The sequence below is a fragment of the Longispora albida DSM 44784 genome, assembly GCF_000379825.1.
GTDB lineage: Bacteria > Actinomycetota > Actinomycetes > Mycobacteriales > Micromonosporaceae > Longispora > Longispora albida.
This window is the reverse complement of sequence record NZ_KB903818.1, coordinates 93,500-112,365: the sequence shown is the minus strand read 5'-3', so window position 1 is coordinate 112,365 and position 18,866 is coordinate 93,500. Positions and strand designations below refer to the sequence as shown.

Annotated in this window: 23 protein-coding genes and 3 tRNA genes; 10 read left to right on the top strand and 16 right to left on the bottom strand. The window is 69.3% G+C overall.

Annotated elements, in window-relative coordinates:
• Positions 1-50: 50 nt before the first annotated feature.
• Positions 51-677 (top strand): flavin reductase family protein, encoded by a 627-nt coding sequence (locus A3G1_RS0111425; RefSeq protein ID WP_018349604.1) that lies wholly within the window; start codon positions 51-53, stop codon positions 675-677.
• Here the strand turns inward: A3G1_RS0111425 and A3G1_RS0111420 are convergent.
• From A3G1_RS0111420 to A3G1_RS0111400, 5 genes are all read right to left on the bottom strand, one after another.
• Positions 674-1,516, bottom strand: coding sequence for a helix-turn-helix domain-containing protein (locus tag A3G1_RS0111420; protein WP_026212045.1), 843 nt, complete (start codon positions 1,514-1,516; stop codon positions 674-676). The two genes, A3G1_RS0111425 and A3G1_RS0111420, sit on opposite strands and share 4 nt — an antisense overlap.
• A 68-nt stretch (positions 1,517-1,584) precedes the next feature.
• Positions 1,585-1,803 (bottom strand): DUF397 domain-containing protein, encoded by a 219-nt coding sequence (locus A3G1_RS34325; RefSeq protein ID WP_018349602.1) that lies wholly within the window; start codon positions 1,801-1,803, stop codon positions 1,585-1,587.
• A gap of 62 nt (positions 1,804-1,865) precedes the next feature.
• The gene (locus tag A3G1_RS0111410; RefSeq protein ID WP_018349601.1) at positions 1,866-2,753 is read right to left on the bottom strand and encodes a helix-turn-helix domain-containing protein; all 888 of its coding nucleotides are present in this window, start codon (positions 2,751-2,753) and stop codon (positions 1,866-1,868) included.
• A 101-nt stretch (positions 2,754-2,854) separates the two neighbouring features.
• The gene (locus A3G1_RS0111405; RefSeq protein ID WP_018349600.1) at positions 2,855-3,133 is read right to left on the bottom strand and encodes a DUF6232 family protein; all 279 of its coding nucleotides are present in this window, start codon (positions 3,131-3,133) and stop codon (positions 2,855-2,857) included.
• Positions 3,134-3,306: 173 nt separating this feature from the next.
• Positions 3,307-4,191, bottom strand: a complete 885-nt coding sequence (locus A3G1_RS0111400) for a phytoene/squalene synthase family protein (protein ID WP_026212044.1) — start codon at positions 4,189-4,191, stop codon at positions 3,307-3,309.
• 29 nt (positions 4,192-4,220) lie between these two features.
• Between A3G1_RS0111400 and crtI the strand changes: the two genes are divergently transcribed.
• The 5 genes from crtI to A3G1_RS0111375 all read left to right on the top strand — a co-directional run bounded on the left by crtI (position 4,221) and on the right by A3G1_RS0111375 (position 6,935).
• Positions 4,221-5,684: a phytoene desaturase family protein gene (gene crtI, locus A3G1_RS0111395; RefSeq protein WP_018349598.1), complete on the top strand. Its 1,464-nt coding sequence runs from the start codon at positions 4,221-4,223 to the stop codon at positions 5,682-5,684.
• Between the two features lie 38 nt (positions 5,685-5,722).
• Positions 5,723-6,508 carry a polysaccharide deacetylase family protein gene (locus A3G1_RS0111390; RefSeq protein WP_018349597.1) on the top strand — a complete coding sequence of 262 codons (786 nt, stop codon included), beginning with the start codon at positions 5,723-5,725 and terminating at the stop codon, positions 6,506-6,508.
• 138 nt (positions 6,509-6,646) lie between these two features.
• Positions 6,647-6,719: transfer RNA gene (locus A3G1_RS0111385), tRNA-Glu, on the top strand.
• Positions 6,720-6,769: 50 nt separating this feature from the next.
• A tRNA-Asp gene (locus A3G1_RS0111380) sits at positions 6,770-6,843 on the top strand.
• 15 nt (positions 6,844-6,858) lie between these two features.
• Positions 6,859-6,935: transfer RNA gene (locus A3G1_RS0111375), tRNA-Phe, on the top strand.
• A 69-nt stretch (positions 6,936-7,004) separates the two neighbouring features.
• On the opposite strand, the gene A3G1_RS0111370 is transcribed toward A3G1_RS0111375, so the two are convergent.
• Entirely contained in the window at positions 7,005-7,220 is a 216-nt protein-coding gene (locus A3G1_RS0111370; protein ID WP_018349596.1) for a type II toxin-antitoxin system HicB family antitoxin, read from the bottom strand.
• Between the two features lie 165 nt (positions 7,221-7,385).
• Here A3G1_RS0111370 and A3G1_RS0111365 point away from each other — a divergent pair, with 165 nt between their 5' ends.
• On the top strand, positions 7,386-7,718 hold the full coding sequence (locus A3G1_RS0111365) for an AbrB/MazE/SpoVT family DNA-binding domain-containing protein (RefSeq protein ID WP_018349595.1): 333 nt from the start codon (positions 7,386-7,388) through the stop codon (positions 7,716-7,718).
• Positions 7,715-8,011 carry a hypothetical protein gene (locus A3G1_RS41390; RefSeq protein WP_211216282.1) on the top strand — a complete coding sequence of 99 codons (297 nt, stop codon included), beginning with the start codon at positions 7,715-7,717 and terminating at the stop codon, positions 8,009-8,011. The genes A3G1_RS0111365 and A3G1_RS41390 overlap by 4 nt, the downstream gene beginning before the upstream one ends.
• Before the next feature lie 66 nt (positions 8,012-8,077).
• On the opposite strand, the gene A3G1_RS0111355 is transcribed toward A3G1_RS41390, so the two are convergent.
• Positions 8,078-8,347 (bottom strand): dsRBD fold-containing protein, encoded by a 270-nt coding sequence (locus A3G1_RS0111355; protein ID WP_018349593.1) that lies wholly within the window; start codon positions 8,345-8,347, stop codon positions 8,078-8,080.
• Between the two features lie 85 nt (positions 8,348-8,432).
• On the opposite strand from A3G1_RS0111355, the gene A3G1_RS0111350 reads away from it, so the two are divergent.
• On the top strand, positions 8,433-9,272 hold the full coding sequence (locus tag A3G1_RS0111350) for an EamA family transporter (RefSeq protein ID WP_018349592.1): 840 nt from the start codon (positions 8,433-8,435) through the stop codon (positions 9,270-9,272).
• A gap of 14 nt (positions 9,273-9,286) precedes the next feature.
• On the opposite strand, the gene A3G1_RS0111345 is transcribed toward A3G1_RS0111350, so the two are convergent.
• The 7 genes from A3G1_RS0111345 to A3G1_RS0111315 form a co-directional block, all read right to left on the bottom strand.
• Positions 9,287-9,691, bottom strand: coding sequence for a hypothetical protein (locus A3G1_RS0111345; protein ID WP_018349591.1), 405 nt, complete (start codon positions 9,689-9,691; stop codon positions 9,287-9,289).
• A gap of 86 nt (positions 9,692-9,777) precedes the next feature.
• Complete coding sequence (locus tag A3G1_RS0111340; RefSeq protein WP_018349590.1) at positions 9,778-10,188, bottom strand: hotdog fold thioesterase; 411 nt, start codon at positions 10,186-10,188, stop codon at positions 9,778-9,780.
• Positions 10,185-10,922, bottom strand: a complete 738-nt coding sequence (locus tag A3G1_RS0111335; RefSeq protein ID WP_018349589.1) for an enoyl-CoA hydratase/isomerase family protein — start codon at positions 10,920-10,922, stop codon at positions 10,185-10,187. Before A3G1_RS0111335 ends, A3G1_RS0111340 begins: the two co-directional genes overlap by 4 nt.
• Positions 10,907-11,755 carry a 3-hydroxyacyl-CoA dehydrogenase family protein gene (locus A3G1_RS0111330; RefSeq protein ID WP_018349588.1) on the bottom strand — a complete coding sequence of 283 codons (849 nt, stop codon included), beginning with the start codon at positions 11,753-11,755 and terminating at the stop codon, positions 10,907-10,909. Before A3G1_RS0111330 ends, A3G1_RS0111335 begins: the two co-directional genes overlap by 16 nt.
• Positions 11,756-11,777: 22 nt before the next feature.
• Complete coding sequence (locus A3G1_RS0111325) at positions 11,778-13,109, bottom strand: PrsW family intramembrane metalloprotease (protein ID WP_018349587.1); 1,332 nt, start codon at positions 13,107-13,109, stop codon at positions 11,778-11,780.
• 16 nt (positions 13,110-13,125) lie between these two features.
• The gene (locus A3G1_RS0111320) at positions 13,126-13,647 is read right to left on the bottom strand and encodes a hypothetical protein (RefSeq protein ID WP_018349586.1); all 522 of its coding nucleotides are present in this window, start codon (positions 13,645-13,647) and stop codon (positions 13,126-13,128) included.
• Positions 13,648-13,775: 128 nt separating this feature from the next.
• The gene (locus A3G1_RS0111315; protein ID WP_018349585.1) at positions 13,776-15,890 is read right to left on the bottom strand and encodes an MMPL family transporter; all 2,115 of its coding nucleotides are present in this window, start codon (positions 15,888-15,890) and stop codon (positions 13,776-13,778) included.
• Between the two features lie 91 nt (positions 15,891-15,981).
• Here A3G1_RS0111315 and A3G1_RS38425 point away from each other — a divergent pair, with 91 nt between their 5' ends.
• Positions 15,982-16,599: an acyl-CoA-like ligand-binding transcription factor gene (locus tag A3G1_RS38425; RefSeq protein WP_018349584.1), complete on the top strand. Its 618-nt coding sequence runs from the start codon at positions 15,982-15,984 to the stop codon at positions 16,597-16,599.
• A gap of 48 nt (positions 16,600-16,647) precedes the next feature.
• Here the strand turns inward: A3G1_RS38425 and A3G1_RS40480 are convergent, their stop codons facing one another.
• Together A3G1_RS40480 and A3G1_RS0111300 are read right to left on the bottom strand one after the other, a co-directional pair.
• The gene (locus A3G1_RS40480) at positions 16,648-18,330 is read right to left on the bottom strand and encodes a gluzincin family metallopeptidase (RefSeq protein WP_018349583.1); all 1,683 of its coding nucleotides are present in this window, start codon (positions 18,328-18,330) and stop codon (positions 16,648-16,650) included.
• 157 nt (positions 18,331-18,487) lie between these two features.
• Positions 18,488-18,697, bottom strand: a complete 210-nt coding sequence (locus tag A3G1_RS0111300) for a BldC family transcriptional regulator (protein ID WP_018349582.1) — start codon at positions 18,695-18,697, stop codon at positions 18,488-18,490.
• Positions 18,698-18,866: the final 169 nt, after the last annotated feature.

The following is an 18,866-nucleotide window of genomic DNA, read 5'->3' as shown; positions in this document are numbered from 1 at the left end:
ATGTCCGTTTGCCGCCAGCACTCCGGGAGCCGCCGGGAGACGCTGGCTGCATGCACAAGGTCACCCCGCTGAAAGTGCTCTACTTCGGTACCCCGGTCGTGCTGGTCAGCACCCTCAACCCCGACGGCAGCCCCAACCTCGCCCCGATGTCGTCCGCGTGGTGGCTCGGCCAGCACGCCATGCTCGGGTTCGGCAACAGCGGCCAGACCACGGCGAACCTGCTGCGTACCGGCGAGTGCGTCCTCAACCTCGTTCCCGGCTCGCTCGTCGACGCCGTCGACCGGCTGGCCATGACGACCGGCTCGGACCCGGTGCCGGAACGCAAGGCCAGCATGGGGTACGAGCACGAGGCCGACAAGTTCGCCAGGGCAGGCCTGACAGCACAGCCGTCCACTGTGGTCGGCCCGCCGCGCGTCGCCGAATGCCCGATCCAGCTGGAGTGCGAGCTGGTGGCCAGCCACTCGTTCGAGTCGATGGCCACGGCCTTCGAGGTCGCGGTCCGCCGCGCGCACGTCGCCGAGGAACTGATCATCCCGGGCACCGACTACGTCGACCCGGTCGGCTGGCAGCCACTGATCATGAAGTTCTGTGAGTTCTTCGGGGACGGCAGGCAGGTACACCCGTCCCGCCTGGCCACAGCCTGGCAGATGCCACACCCCCAGCCCCATCCAGCCTAGAGCGCACCCCCGACCCGGCGGATCAGCTCCAGCGACTCCCACTCCGGCAGCGCGAGGGCCGCGATCCGGTCGAAGGCCTGGCGGTACCGGCTGAGGATCTCCGGCTCGTCCTTGACCAGCAGGTCGTTCTCCGCGCTCTCCAGGCACAGCACGTCATCGTCGATCGGGTCGGGGAACTCCATCAGCACGAAGCCCCCGGCCAGCCCCGGATGCGTACCGGCACTGAACGGCACCACCCGCACGTCCACCGGCTCCCGGACGGCCAGGTCCGCGAGGTGGTGCAGCTGCTCGGCCATCGTGGTCTTGCCGCCGACCACGATGTGCAGGGCTGCCTCGCCGAGGATGGCGATCACGCGGGGCGGGCCGATCCGGTCGAGCACCAGCTCCTGCCGGGTCATCCGGATGTCCACGAGCGTGTCGGCCTCGCCCTCCGACACCTCCGCCGGGCCGCCCCGGATCAGCTCCCTGGCATAACCCTCGCTCTGGAGCAGGACGGGCACCTGGTACGGGTGGAACTGGCGGAGGACGGAAGACTCCGCCTCGTACCCGAAGTAGTCGAGCGTCGACGGGGGCAGCAGGTCCCGGTGCACGCTCCACCAGTCGCTGCGCTGCCGGGCCTCGGCGGCCAGGCGGGTCAGCAGCTCGGCGCGCTCGGTGCCCGGCAGGCCGTACAGCCTGATCAGCGCCCGCATGTCCACACTGGAGACGCTGGCCGCCCCGGCCTCCATCCGGATCAGGCGGGCCCTGGGCCAGGCGAGCGCGTGGCAGACCTGGTCCTGGGTCAGGCCTGCCTCGTCCCGCGCCCTGCGGAGCTCGAATCGGAGTCTGCGCCGTCGCACTCGTCACCGCCAGCAGCCATTGAGGGATAGATGACTGTCGGTATCAGGGTACGACGGCGCGGCGGTGTTCAGTGCTCCCTGTGGTGCCCAGCTGCGAGGACGGCCGGGCCGTGTGTGGCAAAAGCGTTCCAGTCGGCGGCCGGGAAGGTCAGGATCGCGCCGTCCGGCTGGGTGGAGTCTCGCACCGCGACACTTGCCGTGAGCATGGCGACCTCGACGCACTGACTGTTCGACATGCACCGGGAGCTGGTCCGCCAGGCCGCAGTTGCGATATCCACAATTTCCATGCCGTTCCTCCTCAAGGGATCACCAGTGGCGTGCACGGATAGCTTCTATCACGCCGTGTGACCTACGTCTCAAGTGAGGAAAGTTCTTCCCGGATCGTGGCGACGAAGCCAGCGGAGTCCGCCGGGGACAACGCGCGGCCGACGACCTGGTCGAAGGCCTGCCGGTAGCCGCTCAGCTGCTCCGGGGAGTCGCGGATCAGGCCGGCCTCCGACCCTTCGAGGTAGGCGACGTCGTCGTCGATCGGATCCGCGAACTCGAGGATGGTGAACGGGCCGATCAGCCCGGCGTACGCCCCGGCGGAGAACGGGACGATCTGCAGAGTGACCTCGGGGCGGCGCGCCACGTCCAGCAGGTACGTGAGCTGGTTGCGCATCACCTGCTGACCGCCGACCAGGATGCGCAGTGCCGCCTCGCCGAGCACCAGATGGAAGGCCGGCGGCTTCGGCCGCTCCAGCACCTCACGCTGGCGGCGCAGCCGGACCTCGACCAGGATCTCGGCGACCTCCTCCGTCAGGTCGGCCGGGCCGCCGTCGGCGATCACGACCCGCGTGTACTCCTCGGTGTGCAGCAGCCCGGGAATCGTGTACGGATGCGACTGGTAGATCACCGCCGCGTCCATCTCGTAGCCGATGTACTCCGCGTAACGCGGATCGATGTGCTCCTTGTACGGCGCCCACCACGGCTGGCGCTGCCGGGTCAGGCGGGCCAGCTCGGTCAGCTCGGCGATCCGGGCCGGGTTGTCCACGCCGTACAGCCGCAGGAGCGCCTTGAGGTCGTTGGTGGAGATCCCGACAGCGCCGGCCTCGATCCTGATCACTTTGGACGGTGACCAGTCCATCTCCTGGGCGACCTGCTCCTGGGTCAGCCCGGCCTCGTCGCGGGAGCGCTTGAGCTCGAACCGCAGCCTCCTGCGCCGAACGCTCAGACCGCGCCCCGTGCCGCCGCTCATGCTCCCACCCGATCGACGCGAAAAGAGTGCCAGCCGACGCATAGATGGTAATACATGTGCCAGGTGGCGGACAGCCACCTGGCACATCGATGCCAACAGGTTCAGACGTGCTGGGGCGGCCGGGCCTCCCTCGCCCGCATCAGCGCCCTGCGCACCTGCCCGAAGATCCGCTCACTGCGGCTGGTGAAGATCAGCGTGACCACGCCCCGATGCTCGGCCCACAGCTCCCAGACCCGGCGGATCCGGAGGAAGGCGAGCACCCCGGACGGCGGTGACACCTCGATCCTGCTCAGCTCGGCGAGGGGATAGCACTGGCCGTGGAGTTCCATGCAGCGCTCGGTGATCCTGATGCCACCCCGGTCGTAGTAGACAGTCGTCATCGCCCGGCCCTCCAAGCGATCATCAAATCGACCATGAACGATTACTAAGCCAAGTATGTGCACGGCAGGAAGCCCTTGGGAAGGCCGCGAACTGCCACCTGGCAGATTGGCACGCGACGCTGTGCCTACATGCCAAAAGACCAGCTCAACGTGTACCTACAGGAGACAGTCGCTCAGCGCTTGACGGCCTCGGCGACCAGCGCACCGCACGCCAGCCGCCACCTCCGCCCGAGGGGTACCCGGGCCCGCGCGGCGAAAACGTTGTACCCCGAGCGGGCCACCTCGTCGAGGATCCCGGCATAGAGCGCCTTCGCACCCCGGATACACGCCCGCGAGCTCGGCTGGAGCATCGCGATGCCCGGCTCGGCGAGCGCGTAGTGTTCCCGCGCCCGGGCCACCTCGTACCGGATCAGCTCACGCACCGGCTCCGGGCTGGTACCGGAGGCGGCGGCGGCCCGCAGGCAGGCCGGGCTGACCCCGAAACGGGACAGGTCTTCCATCGGCAGGTACAGGCGGCCACGGCCCAGGTCCTCCGCCACGTCCCGGACGAAGTTGGTGAGCTGGAAGGCGATCCCGAGCTGCCGGGCCGGCTCGCGCGCGGCTGCCGGGTCCGCCGCGCCGAGCAGCGGGAGCATCATCGTGCCGATCACGGCCGCCGAGCCGTCCATGTAGCCGAGAACGTCGTTGTACGAGTCGTACGAGGCGACTGTGAGATCCATCGCCATGCTGCGGAGGAAGAGCTCGAAGTCGGCACGGTCGAGGCCGAAGACGGAGATGGTGTGAATCACAGCGGGAAGCAGCGGATCGGCGACCGGTGCGCCGTCGAGGCCCGCCATGAGCGCGTCACCCCACGCGGCGAGCCGGGCCGCGCGTACGGCGGGTGGCGTGCCGTCGAGCGCGTCGACGATCTCGTCCGCCGAGCGGGTGAAGCCGTAGAGCGCGTGCACGTGACGGCGTTTCCAGGCCGGGAGCAGGCGCGTGGCCAGGTAGTAACTGCGGCCGTGCGTACGGTGAAGTATCCGACAGCGCTCGTACGCCTCGGCCAGCCCTGCGTTCATCCCCACCCCCTGCCGCCTACGGTATTCGTGTGCGCAGAGTAACCGGGCCTACCGAACACGTCGTTGTCGTCGGGGCCGGCCTGGGCGGGCTGGCGTGTGCCCTGCGGCTCGCCGGGGCCGGCCGGCAGGTCACCGTGGTCGAGAAGGGGCCGGGCCCCGGCGGGAAGGCCGGGCGGCTGAGCCTGGCCGGGTACGAGTTCGACACCGGGCCGACCGTGCTCACCGCGCCCGACCTGATCGCCGACACGCTCGGCGCGGTCGGCGAGCGGCTGGAGGACTGGCTGGAGCTGGTCCGGCTCGACCCGGCCTACCGTGGCCACTTCCCGGACGGGTCGACGCTCGACGTGCACACCGACACGGCCAGGATGGCCGCGGAGGTGAGCCGGGTGTGCGGGGCCCGGGAGGCCGACGGGTATCTGCGCTTCGCCGAGTACACGAAGAAGATCTTCGAACTGGAGATGCGGGACTTCATCGACCGCAACCTGGACTCCCCGCTGGACCTGGCGACGTCGAGCCTGGTCAAGCTGGTCGCGATGGGCGGATTCCGGCGGCTGGGGACCAAGGTCGGCCAGTTCCTGCGCGATCCGCGCACTTCTCGGATGTTCTCCTTCCAGTCGCTCTACGCCGGGCTCGCGCCGTCCGACGCGCTCGCGATCTACACGGTGATCTCCTATCTGGACTGCGTGGCCGGCGTCTACTTCCCCAAGGGCGGCATGCACGCGCTGCCAGACGCCCTGGCCAGGGCAGGTGCCAAACACGGCATTTCCTTCCTGTACGACGCCGAGGTCGCCTCCGTCGCCATGTCGGGCGACCGGGCGACGGGCGTCGTCCTGGCCGACGGGACCCGGATCCCCGCCGACGTCGTCGTGCTGAACCCGGACCTCGCCCACGCCTACGCGCTGCTCGGCAGGCCGGTCCGGCGGCGGCTGCGCTACTCGCCGTCCTGCGTGCTGCTGCACGTCGGCTCGCGGGCGGAGTACTCGAAGATCGCCCACCACAACCTGCACTTCGGGCAGGCCTGGGAAGGTACCTTCGACCAGATCATCAAGCGCGGCGAGCTGATGAGCGACCCCTCCCTCCTGGTCACCAACCCGACCAGGACGGACCCGTCCCTCGCCCCGGCAGGCAAGCAGGCGTACTACGTCCTCGCCCCGGCCCCGCACCTCGGGCAGCGGCAGTGGCGCGGGCTCGAAGGCCGCCGGTACGCCTCCGAGCTGGTCGCCACCCTCGAAGCCCGCGGGTACCTCGACTTCGGCGCGGAGATCGAGGTGTCACACGTGGTCACGCCGGCCGACTGGGACGCGCCAGCCGGGACGCCGTTCAGCCTCGCCCACACGTTCGGGCAGACCGGCCCGTTCCGTCCGTCCAATCTGGTACCCGGGCTCCAGAACGTCGTCCTCACCGGAGCAGGCACCCAGCCCGGCGTCGGCGTGCCGATGGTCCTGGTCTCCGGACGGCTCGCCGCCGAACGGATCACCGGCCCGTTAGGCTGACAAGCACTCACACGAACTCTGGACGCGGGGGTGCTGGCGTGCGGAAACTGCTCCTTGTCCTGGTAGCCGGGTGCCTCGCGCTCGCCGGATGCTCCGACGGGGACAGTCCGAAGTGGGCAGCCCCGCTCGCCTCCAGCGCACCGGCGGCGATCACGGGAGCCGACGCGCACCGGCTGCCGGCCAGCATCCCGGTACCGGCAGGCTCGGGCACCCCGGCAGGCTCCACCGGAAACGGCCCGATGGGTACCCACCGGGTCACCGGCACAGCCGACGTCGCCCTCACCTTCGACGACGGGCCGAGCCCGACCTGGACACCGCAGATCCTCGCCCTGCTCAGACAGCACGGGATCAAGGCGACGTTCTGCATGGTGGGCACCGAGGTCCAGGCCTATCCGAACCTGGTACGCGCCATCGCCGCCGACGGGCACACCCTGTGCAGCCACAGCTGGGGCCACGAACTCAACCTCGGCAGCCAGGCCGAGGACGCCATCCGGGCCAACCTGACCCGGACCAACCAGGCCATCGCGGCCGCCGTGCCCGGCACCAGGGTCAAGTACTTCCGCCAGCCCGGCGGCAACTGGACCCCCCGCGTCGTCGCCGTCGCCACCTCGCTCGGCATGCGCTCCCTGCACTGGGCCGTCGACACCAACGACTGGCGCAAACCCGGCCCCGACGCGATCTACAACGTCGTCGCTGGCCAGACCGGGCCGGGCGCGATCATCCTGCTCCACGACGCCGGCGGGGACCGCTCCGGAACGCTCGCCGCGTGCCGACGGATATTTCCGCTGCTCAAGAGCCGTGTGACATTGATACCGATGCCCTGATCGGGCTGGGGCTCGCGGAGGGGTACCCCGGATTTGGCAGGCGCTCGGGGCATCACGTATGCTTTCCAAGCCTTCACCGAGGCCCAGGCACGGGGGCAAGACGCGAGTTGAGCACCATGTGCGAGAATTTGCGGACTGGCCCCCATCGTCTAGTGGCCCAGGACGCCGCCCTTTCAAGGCGGTAGCACGGGTTCGAATCCCGTTGGGGGTACGCAAGCGAAGCTTGTAGAGTACGACCCAGCAAGACAGCAACACCAGCAAGGTCCTGTGGAGCAGTTGGAGTGCTCGCCGCCCTGTCAAGGCGGAGGTCGCGGGTTCAAGTCCCGTCAGGACCGCTTAGCTTTTTCCCGGCCCAGGTAGCTCAGTTGGTACGAGCGTCCGACTGAAAATCGGAAGGTCGGCGGTTCGACCCCGCCCCTGGGCACCAGGCCCTTCGCCGGGCTGAGCACTCGCCGACCAGGCTTACGCCGGTCGGCGTTTTGCTTTGTCCCGCCTGTCAGATGACGATGAGTGCCGCGCCTACGGTGGTAGAAACCGGGATCGGCTCGTTGTGTTCACGCATGACCTCCAGATGAAATGTCATCGCCGAACGCATCTCGTCCACACACTCGTCGTACGTGTCGCCGAGAGCCACGCAACCAGGCAGGTCCGGACACCAGGCTCCGTAGCCCCCGTCATCTGCTCGTTCGATCAGGATCGTGTATTCCGTCATTCGTCCCCTCCTTGGTTCGCTGATGTTCAGGTCTACCTGTCCCGATACGGGGGCGCAAGGCAGGATCTGTCGGATATTAGACCTAGCAAACGGCCGTCCGACTATGAGATCAGATCACTGGTGGCCGCGTAGGATAGTAGGAAAGTCTGACGGTGGAGGTCTCTCATGCGCATCGGACACGGCAGCACCGGTGAGATCACGAACGAGGCGGTAACCGCCACACTGCGAGCCAAGGGGCAGTTCACGATCCCGGAACAGTTCCGCAAGGAACTGCACCTCGACGTCGGCGACCAAGTGCTTCTCACTGTCGAGGATGGCCGTTTGGTGCTGACGCCCAGCGCATCCATACCCAGGGACCAGCTTTGGTTCTGGACGAGTGGGTGGCAGGCAGGAGAGCGTGAGGCAGAGCTTGATCTAGCTGAGGGTCGCTCCGAGGTGTACGCCTCCGGCGAGGACTTTCTCGGTGCATTGGAGCGCCGCGTCTCGGGGGATCAGTGAGCCCTACATACGAGTCCGCCGATCGATTCGCCCGCGATTTCGACAAGCTCTCTGCCAAAGACCGGGAAAAATTCCTGAAGGCCGTCCGGCACTTCGTCGAGGATCTGGACGCAGGCCGGCCGTGCCGGCCCGGCCTGCGAGTCAAGCGTGTACAGGGAACTGAACATGTCTGGGAGATGACATGGGCCGGAGATGGCCGGGCGACCTGGCAGTACGGCCCGGAGGTGCAGCAGGGCAAGGCTCATGTGGTCTGGCGGCGAATCGGAACGCACGGTATTTTCACCAACCCATAACCGTTAAGAGGGCACGCTGCTGCTCGGGGCCTCACGAGGTTGGGCGGCCCCGAGCCGGCGCGAAGATCAGCGGCCGGGGCCGCGGCGGGCGTTGTGTTCGACTTCGGTGGCCGAGTACTCGAGCAGGTCGTGGGCCAGGGCCGAGAGGGCGCGGGCGCCGGCCAGTTCCTCGCCGATCGTGGCGGCCGGGCGGTCCTTCGGGTGGCGGCGGGCGTGGCCGCGGCTGGTGAACTGCTGGCCGTTCGGGATGCGGAGCGTGGCGGTGGCGATGGTGTGGTCCGGGTCCTCGTCGAAGGTCAGCTCGACGGTCCATCGGGTCATGACGGCGGTGGACATAACGCACCTCCTACGTCTTTCCCCCATTGTCCACCCGGAGGTATGCAAGATCAATTAGGGGTGGCGGCGGGAGTAGGCTCTGCCGGTGCCTCCCGCCGCCATCGCGCTCGTCGTAGCCGCAGCCTTCTGCCATGCGGGGTGGAACCTCGCCGCGAAGCGGGCCGGTACCGCCGGGCCCGGGCTGCTGTGGTTGTCCACTGTGGTGTCCACCGTGCTGTACGCGCCGCTGCTGTTCTTCGTCGACATCAAGCTGAACTGGGCCGTCGCCGGGGTGATCCTGGCCAGCTCCGTCATCCACCTGGCGTACTTCGTGGTGCTCCAGCGCGGGTACGCCGTTGGCGACCTGTCCGTGGTGTATCCGCTGGCGCGCGGTACCGGGCCGCTGTTGTCGGTCGTCGTCGCCGTCGTGGTGCTCGGGGAACGGCCGGGCTGGTTCGCGCTGGCCGGGGCCGGGGCTGTCGTCGCAGGCATCCTCATCGTGAGCTGGAGCGGGAAGAACGTGAACGTGGCGAGCCTCGGGTACGGGGTGGCCACGGGGGTGCTGATCGCCGGGTACACGATTTTCGACGCGCAGGCTGTCGGGCCGCTCGCGATCGCACCGCTCTTCTTCGACTGGGCCAGCAACCTGGTGCGGATGGTGTACCTGACGCCGTACACGGTGCGGAACAAGCAGAAGGTGCGGGAGGTGTGGCGCGCCCACAAGCGTGAGGTGCTGGTGATCGCGGGGCTGTCGCCGCTCGCGTACATCCTCGTCCTGTACGCCTACCGCTACGCGCCCGTGAGTCTCGTGGCGCCCGCACGGGAACTGTCCATTGTGGTTGGCAGCGTGCTGGGCTGGCTGCTGCTGCGCGAGCCTAATCCGGTGCGGAGACTGCTGGGGGCCGCCGTGGTGCTGGGCGGAGTGGTCGTGCTCGCTGCCGCGTAGTACAAGGAAAAGGGTTACAGGGGCTGGCGGAGGGTCGCGGCGGCGGAGCTGAGCAGGGTGCCCAGGCAGGCACTCAGCTCGCCTTCGGCGATGGCCGCGGCGAACAGCGCGTGCGCGGTGTCCTCCTGGGCGTTCGCGTGGGCGCTGATGAAGCGGGCCGCCCAGCGCACGTCGTAACTGGCTCGCTCGATGCCGGGGAAGTCGAGGCTCCAGAACTCCATGCCGCCGACCGGGCGGACCTCGCCGAGCATCTCGGCGACCACGGCGCCGGCGATGTCGTAGGCGACCCAGGGGCCGTGGCTGACGAGGACCCGGTCGAGCGTGCGCATGGCAGCGTCGAGATCACCGGCGACCCCGGCCGTGAGCACAGCGTGCAGGCAGTCGCCGATCTCGTCCGAAGCGCTCGCCGGGATCGTCATCAGGTCGCAGACTACTAAGCTGCGTCAAGTGAGGGACGTGGACCCGTCAGTAGTGGCACGGGCATTCCCGCCGGTGGTCCCGCCGGTCAGCCGCCCTGCGGATTCGGGCGGATCGCGCAGGTCAGGCGGGAGGTGCAGATGCGCCGGCCGCCCTCGTCGCTGATCACGATCTCGTACGTGGCAAGGGTCCGCCCGAGGTGGATCGGGGTGGCGACGCCGGTCACGTAGCCGGTGCGCGCCGAGCGGTGGTGGGTGGCCGACAGCTCGATGCCGAGGGCGATGCCGCCGGTGTCGGCCGCGTAGATCGCCGAGCCGATCGAGCCCAGGGTCTCGGCCAGGACGGCAGACGCGCCGCCGTGCAGTACGCCGTACGGCTGGGTGTTGCCCTCGACCGGCATCCGGCCGACGACCTTGTCCGCGCTGAGTTCGAGCAGCTCGATGCCCATCCGGTCGGCTAAGGAACCGCCGGGGCTGACGGCGATGGACTCGGGGATCATGATTTCTTCCTCTCCAGGAACGCCGTCATGCGCTGGTACTTCTCCTCGTCCTCGAACAGGACGGCCTGGCTGGCCAGCTCGATGTGCGGGTGCGCGCCCTCTGGGGCGTCCACGGCGAGCTTGGTCAGGCGCAGGGCGAGCATCGAGGACTTGGCGATCTCGTCGAGGATGCCGTGTGCCGTGGCCAGGAGCTCCGAGGGCGCAACGACCCGGGAGACCAGGCCCGAGCGGAGTGCCTCGTCGGCTGCCATGCGGCGGCCGGTGAACAGCAGGTCCTTGGCCAGGCCCTCGCCGATCAGGCGGGGCAGCCGGTACGTGGCGCCGGCTCCGGCGAGGATGCCCAGCCGGGCCTCAGGCTGGCCGAAGAACGCGCGGTCGGTGCAGATGCGCAGGTCGCAGGCATACGAGAGTTCCGCGCCGCCGCCGAGCGCCGGGCCGTCGACGGCCGCGATGGTCGGCAGGGGCAGCTTGAGGATGCGGGCGAACAGACCCTGGTTGATCGCGGCGAGCGCGTCGGCCCTGCGGCGTTCGCGGAGCTGGGCGATGTCGGCGCCGCCGGCGAAGATGCCGTCGGCCCCGCCGGTGAGCAGGAGCAGCTTGGGTTTGGCCTCCAGCTCCGCGCACACGGCGTGCAGCTCGGCGACCAGGTCGGCGTCGATGGCGTTGCGCTTCTCCGGCCGGTCGAGCGTGACGACCAGCCGGTCGGGGCGCTCGTCGATCAGGAGGCTGGCCACGTGTGGAACCCTTCGCCGGTCTTCTTGCCGAGCCTGCCCTCCGCGACCATCTTCACCAGCAGCTCCGGCGGGGCGAACCGGTCGCCGTACGCGGCCTGGAGGGTGCGGGCGATGTCGAGGCGCACGTCGAGGCCGACGACGTCGGTCAGTTCGAGCGGGCCCATCGGGTGCTTGTAGCCGAGCTTCATGGCCTTGTCGATGTCGGCGGCGGAGGCGACGCCGTCCTCCAGCATCCGGATCGCTTCCAGGCCGAGCATCACGCCGAGGCGGGAGGTCGCGAAGCCGGGCATGTCCCGGACCACGACCGGGTCCTTGCCGAGCCGGCCGGCGACGTCGAGCGCGTGGGCCCGCGCCTCGTCGGAGGTCTGGTCGCCGACCACGATCTCCAGCAGCGGCATCGCGAACACCGGGTTGAAGAAGTGCAGGCCGAGGAAGGAGGCCGGCTCCGGGAGGTTCGCAGCGAGGCTGCCGATCGCGATCGAGGAGGTGTTGCTGGCCAGCAGGCGGGGGCGCAGGGCCGCCGCGGCCTCCAGGACCTGCCGCTTCAGTTCGAGCTTTTCTGGTACCGCTTCGACGAGCACGTCCGGCTCCGGCGACACCTCCCGCAGCGAGCCGCGCAGGGTCAGCCGGTCCTTGGCGCTGGCGGCCTGGGCGGCGTCGAGCTTGCCACGGGCCACCGCCTTGTCCCAGAGCGCGTGCAGGCCGGCCAGTGCGGCCCGGCCGCGCTCGGCGTCCAGCTCGACGAGGTCGACGACGTACCCGGCGCCCGCGGCGACGTACGCGATGCCCGCGCCCATCGTCCCGGCCCCGATCACCACGAAGCGTTCCAGCATGGCCCCAGACTAGGGCAGAGTGTCAGCTGCCGCCCAGGCGGCGGATGATGACGGCGAGCAGCACGGAACCCGCGATGACGAGGACAGTGGTCAGCGCCAGCCGGGTCCAGTGCACGCCCTTGTGGTGCACGGGGGCCGCCGCGTCGGAGATGCCGAGGCCGAGCAGCTTGCCGCGCAGGGTACGGACCTCCTGTTCGCGGCGTTCCACCGCGATCGCCGGGTCACGGAACCGGGCGGACAAGTGGTCGTACACCGTCCCGGCCGGCGAGCCAGCAGCCCTGCTGAGCGCGACGGCCAGCCGGGCCTGGGCGTACTGGAGCCTGCGGACCAGGATCGCCGCCTTGAAGCCGCCCCGGGCCTTGGCGTGCCGGCGGGCGGCGGCACGGCTGCGGGCGTGGCAGAGGGTACGGATCTCGCCGGTCGTGCACAGGCCCGGGTCGTCGAGGCCGGCCAGGGTCGCCGAGTAGTAGGCGGCCTCGCTGCGCCGGGCCGTGTTGACCATCGCGGCGACGAGCAGCAGGCCGGGCAGGCCCTTGACGATGAGGACGGCGACGACGCCGAGGAGCCCGGTACCGAAGCCGTTGATCAGGAGCGGGGAGTTCCACACGAAGTGCAGCAGCCAGGCTCCGGCGAAGGCGAGCAGCGCGATGCCGATCCGGCGCCACCAGGGCCTGCTGACGGCCACCAGCGCGTACCCGATGCCTGCCCCGGCGAGCGCCGTGAACATCGTGTGACTCCACAGCCCGCTGAGGAACCCGCGGACGACGAAGGTGGCGATGACGGGCGGGAGGGAGTCTCCGTTGCCTGCCACGGCCACCGCGCGCATCGCGTACAGGAAATTCTCGACGAGCTGGAAGCCGATGCCGGCGAACGCCCCGTAGACCACCCCGTCGAGCACGCTGTTGACCTGGCCTTTCGCCAGCAGCACGATCACGATGATGCCGAGGAGCTTGGCTGGCTCCTCGACGGTGGGCGCGACGATCGCCTTGGACCAGACGTCGGAGAACTCCGGCGAGATGAGCTTGGCGACGATGTCCTTGAGCGCCTTGCCGCTGACGGCTGACACCGCTGTCGCCGCGAGCCCGCCCCAGGCCATCGCGGTCGCCGTCAGGCTGATCGGCTCGCGTTCGAGATAGTCGAGGCCTGCGAAGAGGAGAACGAAGGGGACCGCGTACAGCCCGAAGAGGACGATCGCCAGCCAGGCGGCGTGCGGGTAGGTCACGAAGGCCGGGTAGACGACGCTGGTGACCTTCCACAGCCCGTAGGTGAGGGCCGCGATGGTGAGCCAGAGGGCCGGGGTGCGCCAGGTGACGCGGCGCTGGCCGCTCGGCATCGGCCGGACGGCTGCGGTCATGCCTTCACCTGCCGGGTCACGGGAACACCATCCCCGCCATGCTCGTCTCCACGGCGGTCACCTGGTCCGGGAGGGACGCGCCACTCACGGTGATCTGCACGGCCAGATTGTCTCGCTGGTACACGGCGTAGAGGCCGTCCCCGCCGGTCGCGGAGAAGGCGCCACGCAGGCCGGGGACGCCGGAGGCCGTCACGACCTCGCGGGGATCGCCAGCCAGCTGCACCCCGCGCTGGCCCTGGATCCGGCCGCGCAGCCTGCGGGCCGAGTCCTCCAGGGACTGCGACGTCGCCTTGACCTCGGCCCTGAAGTCCAGGCCGTGGAGGACGAGGAAGAGGACGCCCTGTTTCGGCAGCGTACGGGTGGTGTCCATCGCGGCGCCCGGTGGCGGGACGAGCCGCACGCCGTGGCCGATGTCGATCGCCGCGCCGACAGCGACCGGGCGCTCGGCCGGGATGGCCTGGTTGAGGACCGGCAGGCCGACGACCATCACCAGGAGCACCAGGAGGACAGCGAGCGTCCCCAGCAGGTTTGCTCGCATCGGCCTCCCCCACCGGTAGCGAAGCTGTCGCTGTCGGTGAGCTTACCCCGGTCACGGCGGCTGGGGTGGGAACGTTGCGTGAGGAAAAAATTGGGACCCGCGTCATGTGGACGCGGGTCCCGATCCGGTCAGACGGTGACGGATTCCTGGGTGGACGGAGCCGGGGACTTCGCCTGCCGCAGACCCGGCCACCAGGACGAGCGGGACAGCAGCACCGTGGCCGCCGGTACCAGGACGAGGGACACCACGAACGCGACCAGCGCGATCCCGAGCGTCACCGCGAAGCCCATCTGCGCGAAGAAGGACACGCCGGAGATGAGCAGCGAGCCGAAGGTACCGGCGAGGATCACCGCCGCAGCCGCGATCGACGGGCCGGCGTGCTCGACGGCCAGCTCGGCGGCCTCGCGGGCGTCCCGGCCCTCGCGCAGTTCCTCACGGATCCGGGCGGTGATCAGGATGTTGTAGTCGGTGCCGATCGCCGTCACGAAGAGGTACATGATGATCGGCAGCATGAACATCAGGCCAGCGTTGCCGAGCGCGCCCTGGAACAGGAACACCGCGGCGCCGAGGGTGGCCGCGAAGCCGAGCACCACCATGCCGACCAGGTACAGCGGGGCGACGGCCGCGCGGAGCAGCCCGCCGAGGATCAGCAGGAACAGCAGCCCTGCGACCGGGAAGATCACGCTGAGGTCCCGGTTGGTGATGTCACGGATGTCGGCGAAGCCGCTGGTCATGCCGCCCAGGTACGCCGTCGTGCCCGCCGGGGCCGCCTCGTGGGCCGCGTCGCGCAACCCCTCGACGGCGTCGAGTGCCTTCGCCGAGTACGGGGCCTCCTTGAGGATCAGCGGTACCTGAGCCACCTTCCCGTCCGCCGAGAGCTGCGGCTGCATCGGCGTGGCGACGGCCGGGTGCCCGCCGACCCTGAGCGCGAACGCCTGGACCTGCTCGGGGGTGAGCGGGGTGTCCGACTTCAGGTACGCCTGGCTGGGGCTCATGACGCCGGCCGGGAAGTTCTTCCCGAGGTCCTTGAACGCCGTCGTGGCCTCCATCTTGGCCGGCAGCTGGGCGAGCGGGTCGTAGGTGGCCTGGTACCCGAAGACCCCGGCCGACAGTCCGATGAGGAAGGCCAGCGATCCGAGCACGGCGGCCAGCGGACGGCGGGCGACGAACCGGCCGAGCCGGGCGAAGGCGGGGTGCCCGGCGGTGTCCGGCTCGGTCCTCACCGGCCAGAAGATGCGCGGCCCGAGGACGGAGATGATCGCGGGCACCAGGGTCAGCGCGGCCAGCAGCATCACGAACACGCCGATCGCCAGCGCCGGGCCGAGCGTGGTGAAGAAGCCGAGCAGGGCCAGGACGAGCGCGCCGAACGCCGCGATCACCGCGAGAGCCGCCGAAGAGATCGCCTCGCCGACCCGGTCGACCGCCGCGACGATCGCCTCACGTGGGGAGTCACCGGCGCGGAGCCTCTCCCGGTACCGGAAAAGGAGGAACAGGATGTAGTCGGTGCCGATGCCGAACAGCACAACAGTGAGCAGAGTCTGCACCTCAGTGCCGATCTCGAAGCTGAACAGCTTCGCTGAGATCGCGACGAGCGCCTGCGAGATGCCGTAGACCAGGCCGACGGAGACCAGCGGCAGGACGGCGGCGATCGGGCTGCGGAAGATCAGCAGGAGCAGCACCACGATCAGGCCCAGGGTGGCGATCGTGACGATCTTCTCGGCGTCCGCCATCGCCTTCGTGTTGTCCACGTCGATGGCCGCCTCGCCGGTCATGCCGGCTTTCAGGCCCGGCACGTCCAGCTGGGAGCGGATCTTGTCCACAGCATCGTGTACCCGGGGTTCGCGCGCCGCGCCCTCGAACTGCACCGCGATCAGCGCGCCCTTGCCGTTCGGCGCGACGAGCTGCTTCGGGTCGAAGAGTGCGCCGACGACGGCGTCGGGCTTGTCCTGGTTGAGCTTCTGGGCCAGCTGGCCGACCTGGCCGAGGTCCGCTGGCGTCAGCGTGCCGCCGTCGGCCCGCTGGAGGTGGATCACGGCGGTGGCGCCCTTCGTGAACCCGGCGGCCCGCGCGACCTCGGTGGCCTTCGCCGACTCGGTGGTCGAGGGCAGGAACGCGCTCTGGTCCGAGTTGGTCACGGACTTCAGGCTCGGGGCCGCGGCCATGATCGCCAGGGCGGCCAGCAGCCAGCCGGCGATCACCAGCCATGGCCTGCGGGTCACCCCGCGCCCGATCGCTGCGAACATCCTCGTCTCCTCACTCCGGAATCCCAGTGAAGTGACACGCCGTGCCACATGACACATGGTGCCACATGACCGGCCGTGACAGAATGTGAGCATGACGACGGTGGCAGTTCCGGTGGGGCGGCGGGAACGCAAGAAGCAGGAGACCCGGGCGGCACTCGAGGCCGCCGCGCTGCGGCTCTTCGCCGAGCAGGGCTACGAGCAGACCACGGTCGAGGACATCGCGGCAGCCGCCGACGTCGCGCTCAGGACCTTTTTCCGGTACTTCTCCTCGAAGCAGCACGTGCTCTTCGGCGACGTCGCGCACAACGTCGGAGGCAGGCTCCGGGAGGCCTTCGAGGCCCGGCCAGCCACCGAGCCGGCCATCGAGGCGGTACGCAACGCGCTGGAGGCGCTGACCTTCTCCGAGCCGGAGCAGACCCGGCAGATCAGCGTCCGGCTCGACCTCATGCAGGAACAGCCCAGCCTGCTCGTCTCGTACTACGCGGTGTTCACCGAGCTGACCGACATCGTGGCCGAGTACGCGGCCAAGCACAGCGGGCAGGGGCCCAACGACTTCTTCCCGCGCCTGCTCGCGACGGCGGCGATCGGGTCGGCCCAGGCGGCCGTGTGCGCGTGGCACGCCAACCAGGACGGGCCCGGGCTCGACGAACTGTGCCGCGAGGGCTACGACCGCCTGACGGCCGGCCTCGCCGGCATGCTCAGTACATGAAAAAGCCGCCCGGGGAATCTCCCCGAGCGGCTTTGCTCCTGCTGACTGTTACGGGATGGCCTCGTCGAGGATGGCCTTGCGCCACTTGACGGTGAAGTCGGCCATCGTCGTGCCGAGTACCTCCTTGAAGGCCTTCTCCTGCGTCTCCGGCTTGTCGTCCTCGGTCTTGTTCGTGCCGAACCACTCGTAGAAGGCCAGCAGCTTCTGCTTGCCGTACGTCTCGGCGATCAGCTCGACGGCCGCTGCGCCCAGGGCGTAGTTCTCGCCCTCGTCCCTGTAGAACGTCGCGCTGTCCGGCAGCTTCGACAGGTCCTTGCCGCGCAGGTACTTGTCCACGAAGGACTTCTTGTACCGCACGTCGACCTTCGCGCCGTACTCCACCCACTCGGCGAAGCCCTCGATCAGCCAGCGCGGGGCCTCGCCCTCGTGGTCGAACGGGTCCATCGCGATGTGCGCGATCTCGTGGACGAAGGTCCGCTTGGTGTCGTCGGAGTCCCGGTCGAGCTGGCGCGGGTTCATCATGAACAGCGAGCCGGCCCGCTTGGTGTCCTTCGGGGCCGACGACCAGCCGGAGACCCGGTCCCAGCGGGTGGTCGCGAACGCGACGGCCTTCGCCGGATCCACGCCCTTGTACTCGTTGAAGAGCTTCGCGTCCCGGACGGCGATCGCGTAGACCTTGCCGTTCCACTTGTCCGGGCGGACCTTCTTCACCTCGCGGATCGAGTCCTCGAGCATCCCGATCCACTCGCCGGACTTCGCCTCGTCGCCGGGCGAGTAGACGAGCACGGCGTTCTCGCTGGTCCGGACCGCGATCGGGTCACCCTGCCACGGCTGGGTACCGATGCCGAACGGAATGGTCGCGTCCACGTCGTCGTTGACGGCCTCGCCGGCCAGCACCCACTTGCCCGCGGCCGTCCGGCCGAAGATCGGCGCGTACGGGGTCGCCGTCTCCAGCTCCTCGTTCATGCCCTTGATCCTGAACTTGGTGCTCACGCCGGGCACCACGACGATCCTGCGGTACCTGGCCGTCAGGTCCTTCTGCTTGACCAGGTCGTAACGCGCCTTCTCCAGCGTGTACGTGAACGAGTCGAACGGCAGCTTCGTCAGGTTCTCGAACTGGCTGGTCTGCTTCTTCACCAGCTCCGGCTGCGAGGCGTCGACGTCGGCGAGGAAGGCGTCCTTGTTCTTGTCCAGCACGGCCTTCGACCGCCGGTTCAGCAGCTCCGTGACAGCGGCGTCCCTGGCCTTCGGGTCGACGCCTGCCAGGTACAGCGCGGAGTCCGGCAGCGCCTTGTTGTCTTCGGAGATCTTGACGCCGGTGAGCGCCACGCCACCGCCGGCGCACAGCACGGCGAGGACGAGGGCGAGGATCGACAGCACCAGCGGTGCCCGGCTCGGCTTAGGCGGCGGTGGCGGGCCCCACGGGCCGTGCAGGGGGCCGAGCGGGGGCGCGGGGTAGTTCATCCCGTACCCGGGCTGCGGAGCCTGCTGGAGCTGCTGAGCCTGCGTCGCTGGATACCCGGGCTGCGGGGCCGCGTAGCCGGCCGGCGGAAGCTGCTGGGCCGGTGCCGCCGGGTAGGCGGGCGGCGGGGCAGGCTGGGCCGGGTAGGCCTGCGGGGCGGGCTGGGCAGGCTGAGCCTGCTGGGCCGGGTGCTCAGGCGCGGGCGGGGCCGGGTATGGGGCGGCGGGCTGAGCTGGAGGGTACGAGGAGGGCACGTTCTGCTCAGTCATGACTGCCAATCAAGCCAATCAGGGGGTGGATGACGACGGGTTCTGCTGCGAGCGGGAGAACTTGGGTGCGGACAGCAAAAAGGGCGGGACCGTAAACAGGCTACGGCCACGCCCTTGCTCGTGCTCCAGGGATTAGGGGGTCTGGAGCACGGACGCCTTACTCGCCCTGGCGCTGCTGAGGGATCTGTCCCTGCAGCAGGGCCCGAACCTCTGACTCACGGTAACGGCGGTGTCCGCCAAGCGTGCGGATTGCGCTCAGCTTGCCGGCCTTGGCCCACCGGGTGACGGTCTTCGGGTCGACACGGAACATCGACGCGACCTCAGCCGGGGTGAGCAGCGGCTCGGGCTCGTGAGTACGAGATGCCATCGGTCACTCCTCCACAAGTGCTCTCAAACGTAGCCGGGGTCCCGCCGGCCAACGCCGTTCCATCGTCCGGCCTGTCCACGATGTCGGACATGGCCCGAACGGTTGAAGCCCTCTGGCCGGACGGTCGATAAATGGGTAATTTATCCGCCTATGTCCCTCTTCGATGGTC